Source organism: Companilactobacillus kimchii DSM 13961 = JCM 10707 (assembly GCF_001435445.1).
In the GTDB taxonomy this organism is placed as follows: Bacteria; Bacillota; Bacilli; order Lactobacillales; family Lactobacillaceae; genus Companilactobacillus; species Companilactobacillus kimchii.
Genome location: NZ_AZDH01000014.1, coordinates 97,345 through 113,674 on the forward strand (window position 1 = coordinate 97,345; position 16,330 = coordinate 113,674).

The following is a 16,330-nucleotide window of genomic DNA, read 5'->3' on the forward strand; positions in this document are numbered from 1 at the left end:
TTTATGTGTTCTCCCCTCTTAATAGTTATCTATTATGTCGCCGACTGGATCACCGGTGTTGGAGCTGCCTCCACCATCGTTTGAACCGCCATTGCCACCTGATTTAGATAATTTCAAGTAGATGAGCGCCATAGAAATACCGATAGTACCAAGACCAATAAGTGTTAGATCTGTAACTGTAGCAAGTACGAAACCAATAGCAAAGAATGGCCATACTTCACGACTAGCCATCATATTGATAACCATTGCGTAACCAACAGCAACAACCATACCACCACCGATTGACAAACCATCTGTCAACCAAGTAGGCATAGCATCTAGTAATGATCTAACAGGACCAGCACCGATTGCAAGAATCAATGCGGCAGGAATAGCGATACGTAAACCTTGCATACAAATAGCAACATATTGCCAGAAATCAATTTTAGCAAAACTACCTTCTTCAGCAGCCTTATCCATAATATGAACAATACCAGTTGCTAATGTACGACATAGAATTGTTAGAAGTAGTCCGGCAACAGCCAAAGGAACAGCAATAGCAATAGCTGAACCAACACCTTTTTGTCCTTTACCACCAAGAACAAGAATAATAGCTGAAGCGACAGATGCCAAAGCGGCATCAGGTGCTACGGCAGCACCGATATTAGCCCAACCTAAGGCGATCATTTGTAGTGATCCACCAAGGATAAGACAAGGTAACAATTGACCTGTAACTAAGCCGATTAAAGTACATGCGATAACTGGTTGGTGAAAATGGAATTCATCCAAAATACCTTCCATACCAGCTAGGAATGATACCAAAACGACAAGAATAATCTGAATAGCATTTAATTGCATGATTATTAATCCTCCGTTTTATTTCTTATATAAATATAAAATTAAATCCCTATTTGTTTTTATCCAATTCTGCTTGGGCTTTCTTCATAATATTATCAAGATTGTCCTCAGAATCTGTTGGAACCTTACGAACATCAAATTTGATGCCTTGTGATTCCATCTTCTTAAATGTATCAATATCGTTTTGATCAAATGCCAAAACTTTATTAGGTTGAACTTTACCAACTGAGTGAGCCATTGAACCAACATTGATAGTCTTCAATGGAACTCCACCCTCGATAGCTCTTTCAACATCTTGTGGTGTTTCGAACAATAGTAATGCACGTTCGCCACCGAAATGCTTGTCATCCTTTGCAATCTTGATCATTTGATTGATTGGGATAACGTGAGCATGAACACCAACCGGTGCAGCTTGCATAATCAATTGTTTACGCAAGTCATCCTTAGCAACGTTATCTGAAACAACGATAATACGTGTTGGTGCAACTGATTTTGACCATGCAGTAGCAACTTGACCATGCAATAGACGTGAATCAATACGAGCCAAAACATATTCCAATGAACCAGCTTTACCACCTGAAACAGCTTGTTTAGGAGCAGCTTTAGGAGCGGCATCCTTAGGTTGTAGTGATTCTGGACGAACCTTTACACCATCTTTTGCTGTTTCAATAATATGAGCAGCAATTTCATGTGCTGAGTTCATTGACATACGTGAAGCGTAGGCTTCAATCAACATAGGTAAGTTAAGACCTGCAACAATAGCCCACTTATCCTTATGTGCCTCGAACAAACCATTTACTTGGTTGAATGGTGTTCCACCCCAAAGGTCAACAAGGAACAAAACTTGTTCTTGGTCTTCCAATTTGGAAACAGCATCTTCCAATTTTGCCTTAAGGTCATCAGGCCCCATGCTTGGTTGTAATGTAACGGATTGAACATCTTTTTGTTCACCGAAAATCATTGAACCAGACATCTTAATGCCGTCGGCAAAGTCACCATGGCTTGCAATAATAATTCCAACCATGTTTCTTCCTCCTTATGTTTTATATAATTAAAACGCTTACTTCGACCACCCATTATGGTCGCCTAAAAAAATAGAATAATATCCTAATAAACCGTTTTAATTGAGCTCACCCTTCATGTGAACCCTTACATAATATCATTTTTTCAGAAAAAAAAACAGTCCTTTTAAAAAAAAGTCTAGACCACAATTAAATTAAACTATCTTTGTGATTTTGGAGAATTTTTTTCTGTCCATTTGGCATATTAATCGGAACCGTTTTGACAATGTTTTTAATTTTTCATTCCCTATTAAATGATTTTATTTCTGTTATTTTTGTCCATTTTTATGGTTGTTTGTGATACCTGAAAGTAGATCATCATTTTCACTGATTTTCAAATATATCGTTCTTAAAGCCCTAAATAATGGTAATCCTCTAATTTATTTGCATATAAATATATCTTTATCGCACACCTTTTCACGTGTTACTTTTTTGTAACATACCACAGTATTAGTTTTTCTTAAAATCTATTCTTGTAATTTTTTTAGTGGAACGAATCGAATTTACTGTAAATGGTCTGTACCAATGATAGCGCATTAATTTTTTTAAATATAGAAAAAGCTTCCTTTTGGAATTAAACAAAAGTACTAAAAAAAGCTTATTTTTTTAAAATAATATGATAATTTACTCATTTGAAGCTTCTTTTTGATTATAGAGCTCACCCCAATTTGCCATGGCTTCAATAACTGGCTCTAAAGTTTTACCAAACTCCGTTAATTGGTAATCTGTCTTCAACGGGTTCAATTGATGAACATTTTTCTCAATTATTCCATCTTGTTCTAAATCATTTAACTGTAAGGCAAGCATTCTCCTAGAACAGTCCACTAATTCACGCTGTAATTGTCCAAAATGGCAGATTTCATTTTGGAATAGATGGTAGATAATCACACTTTTCCACTTACCAGATATTATTTGTAAGGTACTTTCTACCGGACAACCTGAATTACAATCATAAATATGTCTTTGCATATTTTCACTCCCAATCAATCAACATATAAATTACCTTTTTTTAAAATTTGAAGCAACAAATTATGACTAGTAACAAAAATTTCACGATTGTTAACATCCCCCAAACGATTAATACTAAATAACGAGGAGGATATATTATGAAAACCATCGGATTTACGGAACATCTACCTATTCAAGCTAAAGACAGTTTAATTGAATTTTCACAACCTTTACCTGAGGTAAAAGGACATGATCTATTAGTAAAAATATCTGCAACATCAGTCAATCCTGTTGATGTTGGTGTCAGAAGAAGTGGTTATCGAAAGCTAGCTAAATTGGATGGGACGCTGTTGGAGTAGTAGTCGACACTGGAAAAGAAGTTACTCTCTTCCATAATGGTGAAAAAGTATTTTATGCTGGTTCCTTTATTAGACCCGGCAGTAATAGTGAATATCAATTAGTTGATGAGAGAATTGTCGGTCATGCTCCACAAACTTTATCAAATGCCGAAATTGCGGCTATGCCATTAACTTCATTAACTGCATGGGAGGCTCTTTTTGAGCAATTAGAAATTTCTCCATATAATAAGGATAAGAACAATCAAAAGATAATCTTAATAATCAATGGAGCTGGCGGTGTAGGTTCAATTGCTACTCAATTGGCTCATTGGGCTGGATTAAAAATAATTGCTACCGCATCCCGTGATGAAACTATTTCTTGGGTAAGACAAAATAATGCCGATTTTACTGCTAATCATCGTAAAAATTTGGTTGCTGAAGTGCATAAATTAGGTTTTAAATACGTTGATTACATTCTAGAATTGAACGATCTTGACGGTCATTGGGAAGAAATGGCTCAACTCATTAAACCCAGCGGTAAGATAACTTCAATTACCGAGAATCATCATCCTATAGATCTCAAGAAATTAACCAAAAAGCGAGCAACTTTTTCTTGGGAATGGATGTATTCCAAATCTTTTTATCAAACACCTGATATGATTACGCAACATGATATTCTTGAAAATATTTCCCAGCTACTTGATAACAAAATTATTCACAGTACTCTGACCCAAACCTTATCTCCCATTAATGTTGCTAATCTGAAGAAGGCCCATCAATTAGTAGAAACTAATCATATGATCGGTAAAATCGTTATCAGCAATCACAAATAATATTTATTAAAACGTTTACCGTATTTACTTGTGGATTTTTTCACAACTATTCAAGTATAATGATAGCTACAGAAATCACAAAGGAGTGAATATGATGAAAATTATCATCGCAGGTGCGGGTGCCATGGGTAGTCGCTTTGGAATTATGCTTCATAGAGGTGGAAATGATGTCACTTTAGTTGATGGTTGGCCAACTCATGTTGAAGCTATCCGTCAAAATGGTTTAAAAGCTAACTTTAATGGTGAGGATATTACTGAACATATCCCCGTAGTACTTCCATCCGAAGTCACAGGTGACACGAAAGCCGATTTGATTATTTTATTCACTAAATCAATGCAGTTGGCCCAAATGTTACAAGACGTCAAACCACTTATCGCTGAGAAGACAAAAATTCTTTGTCTTCTAAATGGTATTGGCCATGAAGATACTATTGAAAAATATATTCCAATGGAAAATATCTTTATCGGTAATACAATGTGGACTGCTGGCCTAGTTGGACCTGGCGAAGTCAAATTATTTGGTGATGGTTCTGTTGAATTACAAAACCTTGGTCAAAACCAAGAAGAAGCAGCCAAGGACTTAGCTAAGGTTCTTTCCGAATCTGGCTTAAACGCTAAGTATTCAGATAATATCCACTACTCTATCTATCGTAAGGCCTGTGTTAACGGAACTATGAACTGTCTATGCTCAATCCTTGATGTCAATATGGCTGAATTTGGTGCTACTAAGCCAGCTCATGACATTGTCGTAACCGTAGTAAATGAATTTGCTGCTGTGGCTAAACACGAAGGCGTTGACTTGGACGTTGATGAAGTCGTTGCCCACGTTGAATCTTGTTTCGATCCTGAGACAATTGGTAAACATTATCCATCCATGTATCAAGATTTAATTAAGAATAATCGCCTGACAGAAATCGACTACATTAACGGCGCCGTTTCTCGTAAAGGTAAAAAATATCAAATTCCTACTCCATATTGTGATTTGTTAACTCAACTAATTCACTGCAAAGAAGACATTCTTGGTGCTAAATAGGTAAATCACAGGAGGATTATTATGAAGCAAAAACTAACAGCCAAAATTTTTCTAAACAAAGTATTATCAGGAACCGCAACCGGTATTATCATCGGATTGATTCCCAATGCCGTTTTAGCTGCTATCTTAAAACTGTTCGGTAACAATCCTTTTGCACTTGCCATCGGTCAAATGGCGATTATCTTTCAACTTGCAACACCCCTATTGATTGGAGCATTGATTGCACTCCAGTTCGAGTTCAAACCAATGCCTATGATGGTCGTTGGTGGAGCTGCTTTTGTTGGTTCCGGTGTTATTAAATTTGATGCCAAATCTCAAGCCTACATTGGAGCCGGTACGGGGGATATTATCAACACCATGTTAACAGCTGCTATTGCCGTCGGATTAATTTTACTGATCGGTGAAAAGTTCGGTTCAGTTGCAATTGTCTTAACCCCTATTGTTGTCGGTGTCGGTGCTGGTTTAATTGGATTTTATCTTTACCCATACGTCACTGATATCACTAAAGCTATTGGTGACGGGATCAATTCCTTCACTAACTTGCAACCAATCATCATGTGTATCCTAATCAGTTGTGCCTTCGCAACCATCATTATTTCACCAATTTCAACAGTTGCTATCGGTATGGCCATTCAATTAAACGGTATTTCCGCTGGAGCTGCGGCTATGGGCGTCGCTGCTACTACAATTGTTCTTGTCGTTAATTCTTGGAAAATTAATAAACCTGGTGTAACCATTGCGATTGCCCTAGGAGCTATGAAAATGATGATGCCAAATCTATTTAGAAAACCCATCATCCTTATCCCTTGCTTATTAACTGCTGCCATTTCCGCTATTCCTGTAGCACTCTTCTCCATTTCTGGTACACCCGCATCAGCTGGATTCGGTTTAGTTGGACTAGTTGGTCCACTAGCATCAATGGAAGCCGGTTTAAATATCGCTCTATTATTGATTAGCTGGTTAGTAATTCCAGTAATCGTATCATTAGCTTTACAATTTATTTTAGAAAAAGTTCTTCATTTATATGACCGTAAAGACGTTTTCGAATTCTTAGGTTAAAAAAATAGAGCCCACACAAATGTGTGAGCTCTATTTTTATTTAGTTGTAACTTTAACAACTTCATTATCTAGCTTAACTTCTTGATTTAAAACATCATATTTCATGTAAGCAACACTTGGCATATTGGTAATAATTACCATCATATCTGTCTTCTTGCCTGCATCTGTAATTTGTTTAAGATCAACCTGAGCAAGTTGGTCACCATGTTGAACTTTTTGACCATCAGAAACTTTAATTTCAAATGGTTCACCCTTTAATTGAACAGTATCAATTCCCATATGAACTAATACTTCTAGTCCATTATCGGTTTTAATACCTAAAGCATGTTTTGTTGGGAAAATAGTAGTAATTGTACCATCAACTGGTGCAACAATTTTTCCATCAGTTGGAACAACTGCATAGCCATCACCTAACATCTTTTGAGCAAAGGTTGGATCAGAGACTTTTTCAATATCCTCTAATTCACCATTAGCAACACTGTAAAAGACATCTGTTTCACCGGATTTAACATCACTAACTGGTTCTGATTTAGGTTCTGGTTCTTTTTCAGCAGTGGCCGGTGCAGATACAACAACATTATTGTCATACAATTTCTTCAAAGCATCAGCGACAAATTGTACTTCTGTACCGACAACAATTTGAATATTAGTCTTATCCAAGACATTGATTCCTGAAACGTTAGCACTCATGATTTGTGACTTATTAGCCTTGCCTGTATCTTCCAATTGAAGACGTAAACGCGTTGTACAATTGTCGATCACCTTAATATTATCGTGACCACCGATACCTGCATAGATCTTTTTAGCAGCAATCATATACTTATCATCGTCATCAGATGTGGCAACAGCAGCATTTTGATCAGTAGCACCATCGACATCAACCGGTTCACGGCCTGGTGTCATTAGATTAAATTTCTTGATAGCAAAATCGAATACAAAGTAATAAATGAACGCCATTACAATACCTTGAACTAGAAGCATATATGGCTTGTTAGCAATTGGCATATGGAAGCTCAAAATATAATCGACTAATCCAGCACTGAATGTAAATCCAGCGGTCCAATGCATTAACGCTGCAAAGAACATTGATAGACCTGTCAAAACAGCATGAATAACATATAATGGCCAAGCAACAAACATAAATGAGAATTCCAAAGGTTCAGTAACACCTGTAAAGAATGAGGCAAACGCACCGGCCATCATTAAACCAGCAGTAGCCTTCTTACGTTCTGGCAAAGCATTCTTATAAATAGCTAAGGCACCTGCAGGAAGTCCGAACATCATAACAGGGAAATAACCTGCTAGATACATTCCGGTAATACCTTTAGTACCTTTGTTAGCCCAAAAATTACCAATATCATTGATACCTGCAATATTAAATTCAAATACTTGATTCAAAGCTTGGTGCAATCCGGTTGGAATCAATAAACGGTTGAAGAAACCAAATAATCCAGCACCAACAGCCCCTAATCCAACAAAGAATTTACCAAAACTAATCAAAGCATCATATAGAAATGGCCAAACAAATAATAAAACAACTGAAATCAACAACATTACTAAAGTAGATAGAATAGGTACTAATCTCTTACCACTAAAGAACGATAAAGCCATTGGTAACTTAGTTTCATGGAAACGATCAAACAAAGCTGCAGCAATCAAACCTGCCACAATACCAATGAAGACATTTCCGGCAATTGCGCTGAAAGCCGGATTGACATCTTTAACATTAATTCCCTTTAATAGAGCAACATTTTTAGGTGAAAGTACATAAACTGGCACAATATAAGCAACTACCCCAGCCATAGCCGAAGCACCATCTTTGACCTTAGACATCCCAATCGATAATCCAACGGCAAACAATAATGCCAATTGACTTAAGATAGCTGTACCACCAATTTGTAGAAATTGAGATAGACCCCAATTTTGTGGTAACCAGTGACCAATACCTTCTAGTAACGCTGCAGCTGGTAAAACAGCCACTGGCAACTGAAGGGATCGGCCCATTCGTTGAAGATAGGTTTTCATTTTCCTATTTTCCTCCTTATAAACACAAAACATTTTTAACAAAGCTAATAATACTGGTATACATCCAATACTGCAAGAACTTTATATCAAAACATCAAATTGTAAGTTAATTAACCGTTTACACAAAAATAATGGACTAGACGTTTATAGCATTGGTATACTCCACGTTGTCTATTATTAAAATAATCTAATCGTTTCTCTAATATTGACATGATGTATGAGACCTGATATCTTTAGATTACGATATTTGAAGGAGTGAACTTTAACTGAAGACAAATCTTATATATTTCCTGCATCGAATTAGGAGCTGAGTTTTAGCACATTACTTATAAGCAATGCGCTTTTTTTGACCCCAAATTTAATATACAAGGAGATGTAAATTGAAACCTAAACCTTATCAAATAAACTTTGAAAAACTCAAAGAAACATATAACACAAATGAATTTAAAGAGGGACTAACTGCCTCAGAAGCTAAAAAACGTTTAGCTGAGAATGGTCCCAACAAACTAGAATCGCATCGAACACCAAAATGGAAAATGTTCCTACGCCAATTTAACAATATGGTCATCTATGTTTTGATTGCTTCAGTAATCATCACCTTATTGATGGGACATTATTCTGACTCAATCATCATTGGATTAGTAGTTGTTATCAACGCTATTATTGGTTACTACCAAGAAGTAAATGCGTCTGATGCCCTAGAAAAAATTAAACAAATGCTCTCAATAGAGGCTACTGTTTACCGTGATGGACAAAGAAAAGACGTGCCCGCTGAGGATTTAGTCGTTGGTGACACAGTTTTCTTAGAAGCTGGTGACAATGTACCGGCCGACCTTAGAATTATTGATTCTGATAATTTAAGAATTCAGGAATCCGCCTTAACCGGAGAATCCAACTCTGTTGCCAAAACTGCTGATGCCTTAACGGCCGAAAACATTCCTTTGGCTGAACAAACTAATATGGCTTTCGCCTCAACCGCAGTAACTAACGGTAGTGGTAGCGGTATAGTTGTTGGAACAGCTTCCGATACTGAAATTGGTAAAATCTCTCAAGAAGTTAGTGCTGTTAAACAGAGAAAGACACCATTAATGCAAATCATCGATGGTTTAGGAACAAAGGTTTCTTATGCTATCGTGGGTGCTTCGATCCTAATTTTTATCATTGGTTTAATCTTTGATACCTATGCCCTTCCAGTTCTGGCTTTAGCTGTTGTGGCCATGATGGTTGGTGCTATTCCTGAAGGTATGCCTGCTACTACTTCGGTTATTTTAGCCAAAGGTGTTAGTGATATGGCTAAAAAGCAAAATACAATTGTTAAAACTTTGCCAGCTGTTGAAACACTTGGCTCAGTTGACGTTGTAGCAACCGATAAAACTGGTACTCTGACTAAAAATGAAATGACTGTAACTGACATTCTAATTGATGATCAGGAGTTAACCGTTAGTGGAACTGGATACGAACCAAATGGTGAAATTCTAAGTCAGGGTAAATCAGTAACGATGACACCCAAATTGAAATTACTTTTACAAGCCGGATACTATGCCAACGATACTGATCTATTACATGAAAATGGTCAATGGCACATTAATGGTGAACCGACTGATGGAGCCTTTTTAACGCTTTACCATAAAGTATTTGCTTACGACCAACCCAAAGAATTTGAAGAAATCGATATCCTACCTTTTGACTCAGATTACCGTTACATCGGTAAATTGGTTAAGAACAAACAAAATGAGCGAATTCTTTTCGTTAAAGGTGCTCCGGATAAACTTTTGGCTATGGCTAAAAAACAGGATGCTAACTTTGACTATGATAGTTGGGTAGACAAAGTTGAACGCTTCTCTAAAGAAGGAAAACGTGTCATCGCTGTTGGTTACGAAAAAGAACCCGACACCACAAACGAGATTACCCATGAAATGATTGTCGATGGCCTTAACTTCCTAGGTTTAGTCGCCATCATTGATCCTCCACGTGAAGAAGTGATTGAATCATTGAAGGTCATGCGTAGTGCTGGTGTTGAGGTTAAAATGATCACTGGTGATAATGCAATTACTGCCAAATCTATTGGTCAAAGTTTAGGTTTAGCTGATGAAATCCATGCTATTACTGGTACTCAATGGGATGCTTTATCAAATGAAGAAAAGATTATTGCTGCTGACAAAAATCAGGTTTTTGCTAGAACAACCCCTAGTAACAAATTAGAAATAATCGAAGCATTGCAAAAGAACAACAAAGTTACTGCCATGACTGGTGATGGTGTCAACGATGCCCCAGCCTTAAAGAGAGCCGATATCGGTGTTGCCATGGGTATTAAAGGAACTGATGTTGCCAAAGACTCTGCCGATATGATTTTGACTGACGACAACTTTGCAACTATGTCATCTGCTATCAAAGAAGGTCGACGAATCTTCGATAATATCAAAAAGAGCATTCTTTACCTATTACCTATCTCATTCTCTGAAGGTTTGATTGTTGCCTATGCCATTCTGACAAAACAAGAAATTCCGCTTCAACCGACACAGTTACTATGGATCAACATGGTTTCCGCCATTACGATTCAATTTGCTTTAATCTTTGAACCAGCTGAAGAAGGGATTATGAACCGAAAGCCACGAAAAACTGGTAGTAAATTAATGAGTCGTCACGATGTCTTCCAGATGACTTATGTAGCTATCTTAATTGCGGCCGTCAGTTTGATCATAGATATTTACCTAAACAATAAAGGTGTGGGAGAAGTGATATCCAGTACAACTATGGTTAACACTTTGATTATTGGTAAGATTTTCTACTTATTCAATATTCGTACACCTAAACTAGCTTTATCAAAAGAACTCTTCTCCAATTCAAAAGTCTTTGTCTTCGTTGGTTTGATGATCTTGCTACAACTATTTTTAACTTATACACCGTTTATGCAAGAAATATTCTCAACCGGACCTATCACCTCCCTTGAATGGGGATTAGCAGTCGCCGCTGGAGCCATCGTTCTAGTAGTTACTGAAATCGACAAAATGATTAGAATAAAGCTACAGAAATAATAAAAAGATCAATACACACGTAGAAATTACGTTATATTGATCTTTTTTTATTTCTCTGAAACTAATGGATATTGATTATCCAATACATATCCAAAACCACGCACTGTTTTAATGCAGTCCTTAGTTTCAGATTTTTCTGCTAGTTTATCCCTTAAATGACTGATGTGAATATCAACTGTTCGACTAGAGCCAGCCGAATCATAACCCCAGACTCCTTCTAATAATTGATCTCGACTTAAAACCTTTCCACGATGCTGAACTAGATACCAAAACAAACTGAATTCTTTTGGTGTTAGGCCAATATCATAACCTCGATGCGTTACCCTATAATGCTTAAAGTCAATCACAATATCGTTATACTTAACTGTTTCAGTTCGATATTCTTGCTTTTTACTTTTCTTTAAATCATTAGTAATTGAAAAGCGATCATAAACCCAAAACAATTGCTTTACCTTGGCCACCAATTCGGGATACTCAAATGGTCTTGTAATAAAACTATCTATATTAATATTGTAAAAAAGTGACCGTCTTTTCTTATCTTTGGCAGGTGCCAAAACTATTATTGGCCCCGAAATTTTGCTGCGTAATGATTTTAGTATCTTTAAAGATTCACTCATACTGGTAATCGATGAATCCCAAAGTAATCCAGCAACATCTTCATTTTCAACTAATTTCTCAACTTCATTTGGATCGGTTACATTTCTGATAAACCATCCCTGATTATTAAAATAACCATTGATCTCGATAAAAAGTGATAGCTTATTACTCAACAATACTAGCGGTTGCATCCTATCTCTACTTCCTTCCGGTCATTTAATATTGCAAGGGCTGAAACTTTACAATATTAAAAAGTTTAGAAAAGGTAAATTTTCTTAACAAAACTAACAACAGCCACTTAACATTTTGATTATAACAATGGAAATTAGGTAGGTCATTTACAAAGACCAATTCATCCATTGTATTTGAATATATACATTTACAATTATTGTTATATTAAGTGAAACCCTTGAATCCCTTGCAAAAGATAGTCTACTGGCTAAATGTATATTTTTTTAACAACTTTACACAAACTTTACATTAAATAAACATTATATATACACAGTCGCCTTATATTTATATTGTTCGATAAAGAAATTTACCAATACGACTTTGAATAGGGGTTTTAAGAATGAAAAAGAAAACTATCATTTCATTAGTATTAGGAGTTGCAGCTTTGATGCTAATCCTAACTGGCTGTGGAAATAGTGGCAGTAAGGATTCCTCAGCTGCATCAAAGGGAAACAGCAGCAATGAGACTTCAGGTAAGGTTACCGCTGTCGGTTCAACTGCTCTACAACCACTTGTTGAAAAAGCAGCAACAAATTTTCAAAAGAAGAATAGTAAGATCAACATCACTGTTCAAGGTGGAGGTTCTGGTACTGGATTAAGCCAAGTGCAAGACAAATCAGTAGAAATTGGTAACTCTGATATTTTTGCCGAAGAAAAACAAGGTATTGATTCCAAGAAACTCACTGATCATAAGGTTGCAGTTGTAGGTATGGCTCCAGTTGTTAACAAAGATGCTAACGTTAAGAACCTTACAATGGACCAAGTTAAGAAAATCTTTACTGGTAAGATCACTAACTGGAAAGAAGTTGGTGGTAAAGATGAAAAAATTACCGTTGTCAACCGTGCTAAAGGTAGTGGTACTCGTGCAACATTCGAAGCAGCTGTCCTAAAAGGCGCTGAAGCTGTTAAATCTCAAGAACAAGACTCAAATGGTACTGTTCAAAAGATTGTTGAAAGTACACCAGGTGCTGTAAGTTACCTAGCATTCTCATACATTAATGATAAGATCCAAGCTGTTTCAATCGACAATGTTAAACCAACAGATGCTAACGTTGAAACAAACAAATGGAAGATCTGGTCATATGAACACATGTATACAAACGGAGCTGCTAAGGGTGCCGTTGCTAAATTCTTAAATTACATGAATTCAGATGACGTTCAAAAATCATTAGTTAAAGATATGGGATATATCAGTATTCATAACATGAAAGTTCAAAAAGATTCAAAAGGAACAGTTAGTTCTAAATAAATAATCAGAGGGACTTCAACCTTGTAAATCTTGGTCGGGGTTCTTTTTGTATATACAGGAGTGATTCCCTTATGGATAAAATTCAAAAGAAACTACAAACGAAATCCAAAGCCACTTTTCAAGACTACTTTGGCAAGGGAATTTGTTATCTATGCATTGGTTTAATCATTTTACTAGTTACATGTATCCTCTATTTTATTGCTTCTAAAGGTTTAGCTACCTTTACTAAGGATAAGGTTAATGTTTTTGATTTTTTAACAAAGACCAATTGGAATCCTGGCGCCCTAGATAGCAAAGGAAGACCTGACATTGGGGCATTACCAATGATTGTTACCTCATTTAGTGTGACACTTTTAGCCGCATTAATTGCTACTCCCTTTGCTATTGGTGTAGCAATCTTTATGTCAGAATTCTCAAGCAAAAATGGTAGTAAGATTTTACAACCTGTCATCGAATTACTAGTCGGTATTCCCTCAGTTGTTTATGGATTTATCGGCCTGTCTGTCATTGTTCCTTTTATTAGAGGAATTTTTGGTGGAACTGGATTCGGTATTCTCTCAGGTACATTAGTTTTATTCGTAATGATCTTACCAACAATTACTTCCTTATCTGTAGATAGTCTTAAGTCAGTTCCTATGTATTATCGTCAAGCCTCCTTAGCCCTAGGTGCAACTAGATGGCAAACTATTTACAAAGTAGTTCTACGTGCTGCTATTCCTGGATTATTGACTGCCATCATCTTCGGAATGGCTCGTGCTTTCGGTGAAGCTTTAGCTGTTCAAATGGTTATTGGTAATGCAGCTTTAATGCCAAAAAACTTAATTTCACCTGCTTCTACCCTAACAAGTAAATTGACCACCGATATTGGTAATACCGTTATGGGAACTCTCCCTAACAACGCCTTGTGGTCATTAGCTTTGATTCTTTTATTAATGTCGTTAATTCTTAATTTAATCGTTAAATTCATTGGAAAGAGAGGTCGTTTCTAAATGAATGCTAAAAAAATCGACCGTATCGCTAGTTTTATTATTTACACTATCGTCGGCGCCGTAATTTTACTATTGATTGCCATTTTGGGATACATTCTTTTTAACGGTGTCCCTGATATTTCTTGGCATTTCTTAACTTCAGCTGCCCAATCTTTCAGTGCTGGTGGTGGTATTCGCGATCAGTTATTCAACTCGCTCTATCTACTAATATTAACAATTATCGTTTCTTTACCAATTGGTTTAGGTGCTGGTATTTACTTGTCTGAATATGCTGCTGACAATTGGTTTACTGATTTGATCAGAACTAGTGTTGAAGTTTTAAGTTCACTACCTTCAGTTGTTGTTGGTTTGTTTGGATACTTACTATTCGTTATAAAGTTAAAACTCGGATTCTCTATCTTATCTGGTGCCATTGCTTTAACTTTCTTCAATCTCCCTCTATTAACTAGAAACATTGAAGAATCTCTACGTAGTGTTCCCAACCTGCAGAGAGAAGCTGGTATGTCATTAGGTTTATCCAACTGGAAAACTACAACTAAAATTATTTTGCCGGCCGCATTACCAGGAATTTTGACTGGCTTAATCTTAAGTGCCGGTAGAATTTTTGGTGAAGCCGCTGCGCTAATTTATACAGCTGGTCAAAGTGCTCCAACCGTTGATTACAGCAATTGGAACATCTTCTCTGCCAATAGCTTTCTGAATCCAATGCGTCCTGCCGAAACCTTAGCTGTTCACATTTGGAAAGTTAATACTGAAAGTGTCACACCAGATGCAAACCTAATTTCTAGTGCTTCATCTGCCGTACTTATCATCGTTATCCTTCTCTTTAACCTAGGGGCTCGTTTCTTGGGTAATAAACTATACAAAAAAATTACTGCCACGAAATGAGGTACCCAAAATGAATGAATACAATTTGAATGAATCCTATATAACAGATATTAAAGAAAAACTAGCTCTCTCCACACAAGACGTCCAAGTCTATTATGGTAAGAACCAGGCAATATTTGACGCAAATCTAAACTTTCCCAGATATAAAATCACTGCTTTGATTGGGGCCTCCGGTTCAGGTAAATCAACTTTTCTTCGTTGTTTGAATCGAATGAATGATAAAGTTGCTACGGTTGACGGTGAAATTTCTTATCGTGGGGTCAATATCAATTCACCAGCTACCAATGTTTACGAAGTACGTAAGCATATTGGTATGGTTTTTCAAAGACCCAATCCCTTTGCTAAGTCAATTCGTGAGAACATTACTTTTGCACTGAAGAATGCCGGAATAAAGAAAAAGAGTGACTTAGAAGAGCGTCTGGAACAAAGTTTAAAGGGAGCAGCACTTTGGGATGAGGTTAAAGACGATCTCGATAAAAGTGCTCTCGCCCTTTCAGGTGGTCAACAACAGCGTCTTTGTATTGCCAGATCAATTGCCATGCACCCAGACATCTTACTTTTAGATGAACCAGCTAGTGCACTAGATCCTATTTCAACTTCTAAAATTGAAGAAACTTTAAAAAATTTAAGTCAAGACTATTCCATTATTATCGTTACCCATAATCTTCAACAAGCTTCACGTATCAGTGATTACACAGCTTTCTTACATTTGGGACATGTGATTGAGTACAACTCAACCGTCAATATCTTTACTAATCCTCAAATGAAAGCAACCGAAGATTATGTTTCTGGTAATTTTGGCTAAATAAAAAACGATCATTTAAAATGGTCGTTTTTTATTTCTTCAAAATTAAGCGATACTTCTCGGCTTGCTCAGTCTTTTTAATAACATATTGCGTAGAAATCAAATGTTGAAGATCTTCACGTTCTTTCTTATCTTGACTCATAAATAGACGATGTATCTTATGATTGAACCCTGTAACCAGAGCCATCCAGCCATTAGTAGCTGCTATTGACCAATCGGACCCACTGCCGAATACCTGTGCCTGATGTACTTGATCACAAAATTCAAAAGCTGAACCTGTAACTTCAAATCCATCTTCTTTAGATCGAACTAATTTTTTTAAATCCCCTAAATTATCAACTGACATACGATTTCCTCATTTGTATAAAAATAAAAAGGCGAGATAATTTTTATCCCGTCTTT

The 16,330-nt window shown here is 36.5% G+C and carries 13 protein-coding genes and 1 pseudogene; 8 read left to right on the forward strand and 6 right to left on the reverse strand.

Going from position 1 to position 16,330, the window contains the following annotated elements:
• Positions 1–18 precede the first annotated feature (18 nt).
• The 3 genes from FC97_RS05925 to FC97_RS05935 form a co-directional block, all read right to left on the reverse strand.
• Positions 19–837, reverse strand: a complete 819-nt coding sequence (locus FC97_RS05925) for a PTS mannose/fructose/sorbose transporter subunit IIC (protein WP_025086328.1) — start codon at positions 835–837, stop codon at positions 19–21.
• Between the two features lie 49 nt (positions 838–886).
• Complete coding sequence (locus FC97_RS05930; RefSeq protein WP_054642492.1) at positions 887–1,861, reverse strand: PTS sugar transporter subunit IIB; 975 nt, start codon at positions 1,859–1,861, stop codon at positions 887–889.
• A gap of 661 nt (positions 1,862–2,522) precedes the next feature.
• The gene (locus tag FC97_RS05935; protein WP_054642491.1) at positions 2,523–2,867 is read right to left on the reverse strand and encodes a winged helix-turn-helix transcriptional regulator; all 345 of its coding nucleotides are present in this window, start codon (positions 2,865–2,867) and stop codon (positions 2,523–2,525) included.
• A gap of 137 nt (positions 2,868–3,004) precedes the next feature.
• On the opposite strand from FC97_RS05935, the pseudogene FC97_RS05940 reads away from it, so the two are divergent.
• The 3 genes and pseudogenes from FC97_RS05940 (at position 3,005) to FC97_RS05950 (ending at position 6,109) form a co-directional block, all read left to right on the forward strand.
• Positions 3,005–4,017 (forward strand): annotated as a pseudogene (locus FC97_RS05940) (zinc-binding alcohol dehydrogenase family protein).
• Positions 4,018–4,111: 94 nt separating this feature from the next.
• Positions 4,112–5,050 carry a 2-dehydropantoate 2-reductase gene (locus FC97_RS05945; protein ID WP_054642490.1) on the forward strand — a complete coding sequence of 313 codons (939 nt, stop codon included), beginning with the start codon at positions 4,112–4,114 and terminating at the stop codon, positions 5,048–5,050.
• Positions 5,051–5,071: 21 nt separating this feature from the next.
• Positions 5,072–6,109 carry a PTS sugar transporter subunit IIC gene (locus tag FC97_RS05950; protein ID WP_054642489.1) on the forward strand — a complete coding sequence of 346 codons (1,038 nt, stop codon included), beginning with the start codon at positions 5,072–5,074 and terminating at the stop codon, positions 6,107–6,109.
• A gap of 36 nt (positions 6,110–6,145) precedes the next feature.
• Here FC97_RS05950 and nagE read toward each other — a convergent pair whose 3' ends face one another.
• Complete coding sequence (gene nagE, locus FC97_RS05955; RefSeq protein WP_054642488.1) at positions 6,146–8,134, reverse strand: N-acetylglucosamine-specific PTS transporter subunit IIBC; 1,989 nt, start codon at positions 8,132–8,134, stop codon at positions 6,146–6,148.
• Positions 8,135–8,514: 380 nt separating this feature from the next.
• Here nagE and FC97_RS05960 point away from each other — a divergent pair, with 380 nt between their 5' ends.
• Entirely contained in the window at positions 8,515–11,169 is a 2,655-nt protein-coding gene (locus tag FC97_RS05960; protein ID WP_054642487.1) for an HAD-IC family P-type ATPase, read from the forward strand.
• Positions 11,170–11,216: 47 nt separating this feature from the next.
• Here the strand turns inward: FC97_RS05960 and FC97_RS05965 are convergent, their stop codons facing one another.
• Positions 11,217–11,957: a response regulator transcription factor gene (locus tag FC97_RS05965; RefSeq protein ID WP_054642486.1), complete on the reverse strand. Its 741-nt coding sequence runs from the start codon at positions 11,955–11,957 to the stop codon at positions 11,217–11,219.
• A gap of 380 nt (positions 11,958–12,337) precedes the next feature.
• Between FC97_RS05965 and FC97_RS05970 the strand changes: the two genes are divergently transcribed.
• The 4 genes from FC97_RS05970 (at position 12,338) to pstB (ending at position 15,928) form a co-directional block, all read left to right on the forward strand.
• Positions 12,338–13,246: a phosphate ABC transporter substrate-binding protein PstS family protein gene (locus FC97_RS05970; protein WP_054642485.1), complete on the forward strand. Its 909-nt coding sequence runs from the start codon at positions 12,338–12,340 to the stop codon at positions 13,244–13,246.
• A 71-nt stretch (positions 13,247–13,317) separates the two neighbouring features.
• Positions 13,318–14,235 carry a phosphate ABC transporter permease subunit PstC gene (gene pstC / locus FC97_RS05975; RefSeq protein WP_054642484.1) on the forward strand — a complete coding sequence of 306 codons (918 nt, stop codon included), beginning with the start codon at positions 13,318–13,320 and terminating at the stop codon, positions 14,233–14,235.
• Positions 14,236–15,123: a phosphate ABC transporter permease PstA gene (gene pstA / locus FC97_RS05980; protein ID WP_054642483.1), complete on the forward strand. Its 888-nt coding sequence runs from the start codon at positions 14,236–14,238 to the stop codon at positions 15,121–15,123.
• Between the two features lie 10 nt (positions 15,124–15,133).
• On the forward strand, positions 15,134–15,928 hold the full coding sequence (pstB, locus tag FC97_RS05985) for a phosphate ABC transporter ATP-binding protein PstB (protein ID WP_054642482.1): 795 nt from the start codon (positions 15,134–15,136) through the stop codon (positions 15,926–15,928).
• A 31-nt stretch (positions 15,929–15,959) separates the two neighbouring features.
• Here the strand turns inward: pstB and FC97_RS05990 are convergent, their stop codons facing one another.
• Positions 15,960–16,274 (reverse strand): hypothetical protein, encoded by a 315-nt coding sequence (locus FC97_RS05990; RefSeq protein WP_056967929.1) that lies wholly within the window; start codon positions 16,272–16,274, stop codon positions 15,960–15,962.
• Positions 16,275–16,330: the final 56 nt, after the last annotated feature.

What these genes read in the sequence shown, in the direction of transcription:
- FC97_RS05925 (WP_025086328.1), bottom strand. Translation starts at nt 837, where the DNA reads ATGCAATTAAATGCTATTCAGATTATTCTTGTCGTTTTGGTATCATTC.
- FC97_RS05930 (WP_054642492.1), bottom strand. Translation starts at nt 1,861, where the DNA reads ATGGTTGGAATTATTATTGCAAGCCATGGTGACTTTGCCGACGGCATT.
- FC97_RS05935 (WP_054642491.1), bottom strand. Translation starts at nt 2,867, where the DNA reads ATGCAAAGACATATTTATGATTGTAATTCAGGTTGTCCGGTAGAAAGT.
- FC97_RS05945 (WP_054642490.1), top strand. Translation starts at nt 4,112, where the DNA reads ATGAAAATTATCATCGCAGGTGCGGGTGCCATGGGTAGTCGCTTTGGA.
- FC97_RS05950 (WP_054642489.1), top strand. Translation starts at nt 5,072, where the DNA reads ATGAAGCAAAAACTAACAGCCAAAATTTTTCTAAACAAAGTATTATCA.
- nagE (WP_054642488.1), bottom strand. Translation starts at nt 8,134, where the DNA reads ATGAAAACCTATCTTCAACGAATGGGCCGATCCCTTCAGTTGCCAGTG.
- FC97_RS05965 (WP_054642486.1), bottom strand. Translation starts at nt 11,957, where the DNA reads ATGCAACCGCTAGTATTGTTGAGTAATAAGCTATCACTTTTTATCGAG.
- FC97_RS05970 (WP_054642485.1), top strand. Translation starts at nt 12,338, where the DNA reads ATGAAAAAGAAAACTATCATTTCATTAGTATTAGGAGTTGCAGCTTTG.
- pstC (WP_054642484.1), top strand. Translation starts at nt 13,318, where the DNA reads ATGGATAAAATTCAAAAGAAACTACAAACGAAATCCAAAGCCACTTTT.
- pstA (WP_054642483.1), top strand. Translation starts at nt 14,236, where the DNA reads ATGAATGCTAAAAAAATCGACCGTATCGCTAGTTTTATTATTTACACT.
- pstB (WP_054642482.1), top strand. Translation starts at nt 15,134, where the DNA reads ATGAATGAATACAATTTGAATGAATCCTATATAACAGATATTAAAGAA.
- FC97_RS05990 (WP_056967929.1), bottom strand. Translation starts at nt 16,274, where the DNA reads ATGTCAGTTGATAATTTAGGGGATTTAAAAAAATTAGTTCGATCTAAA.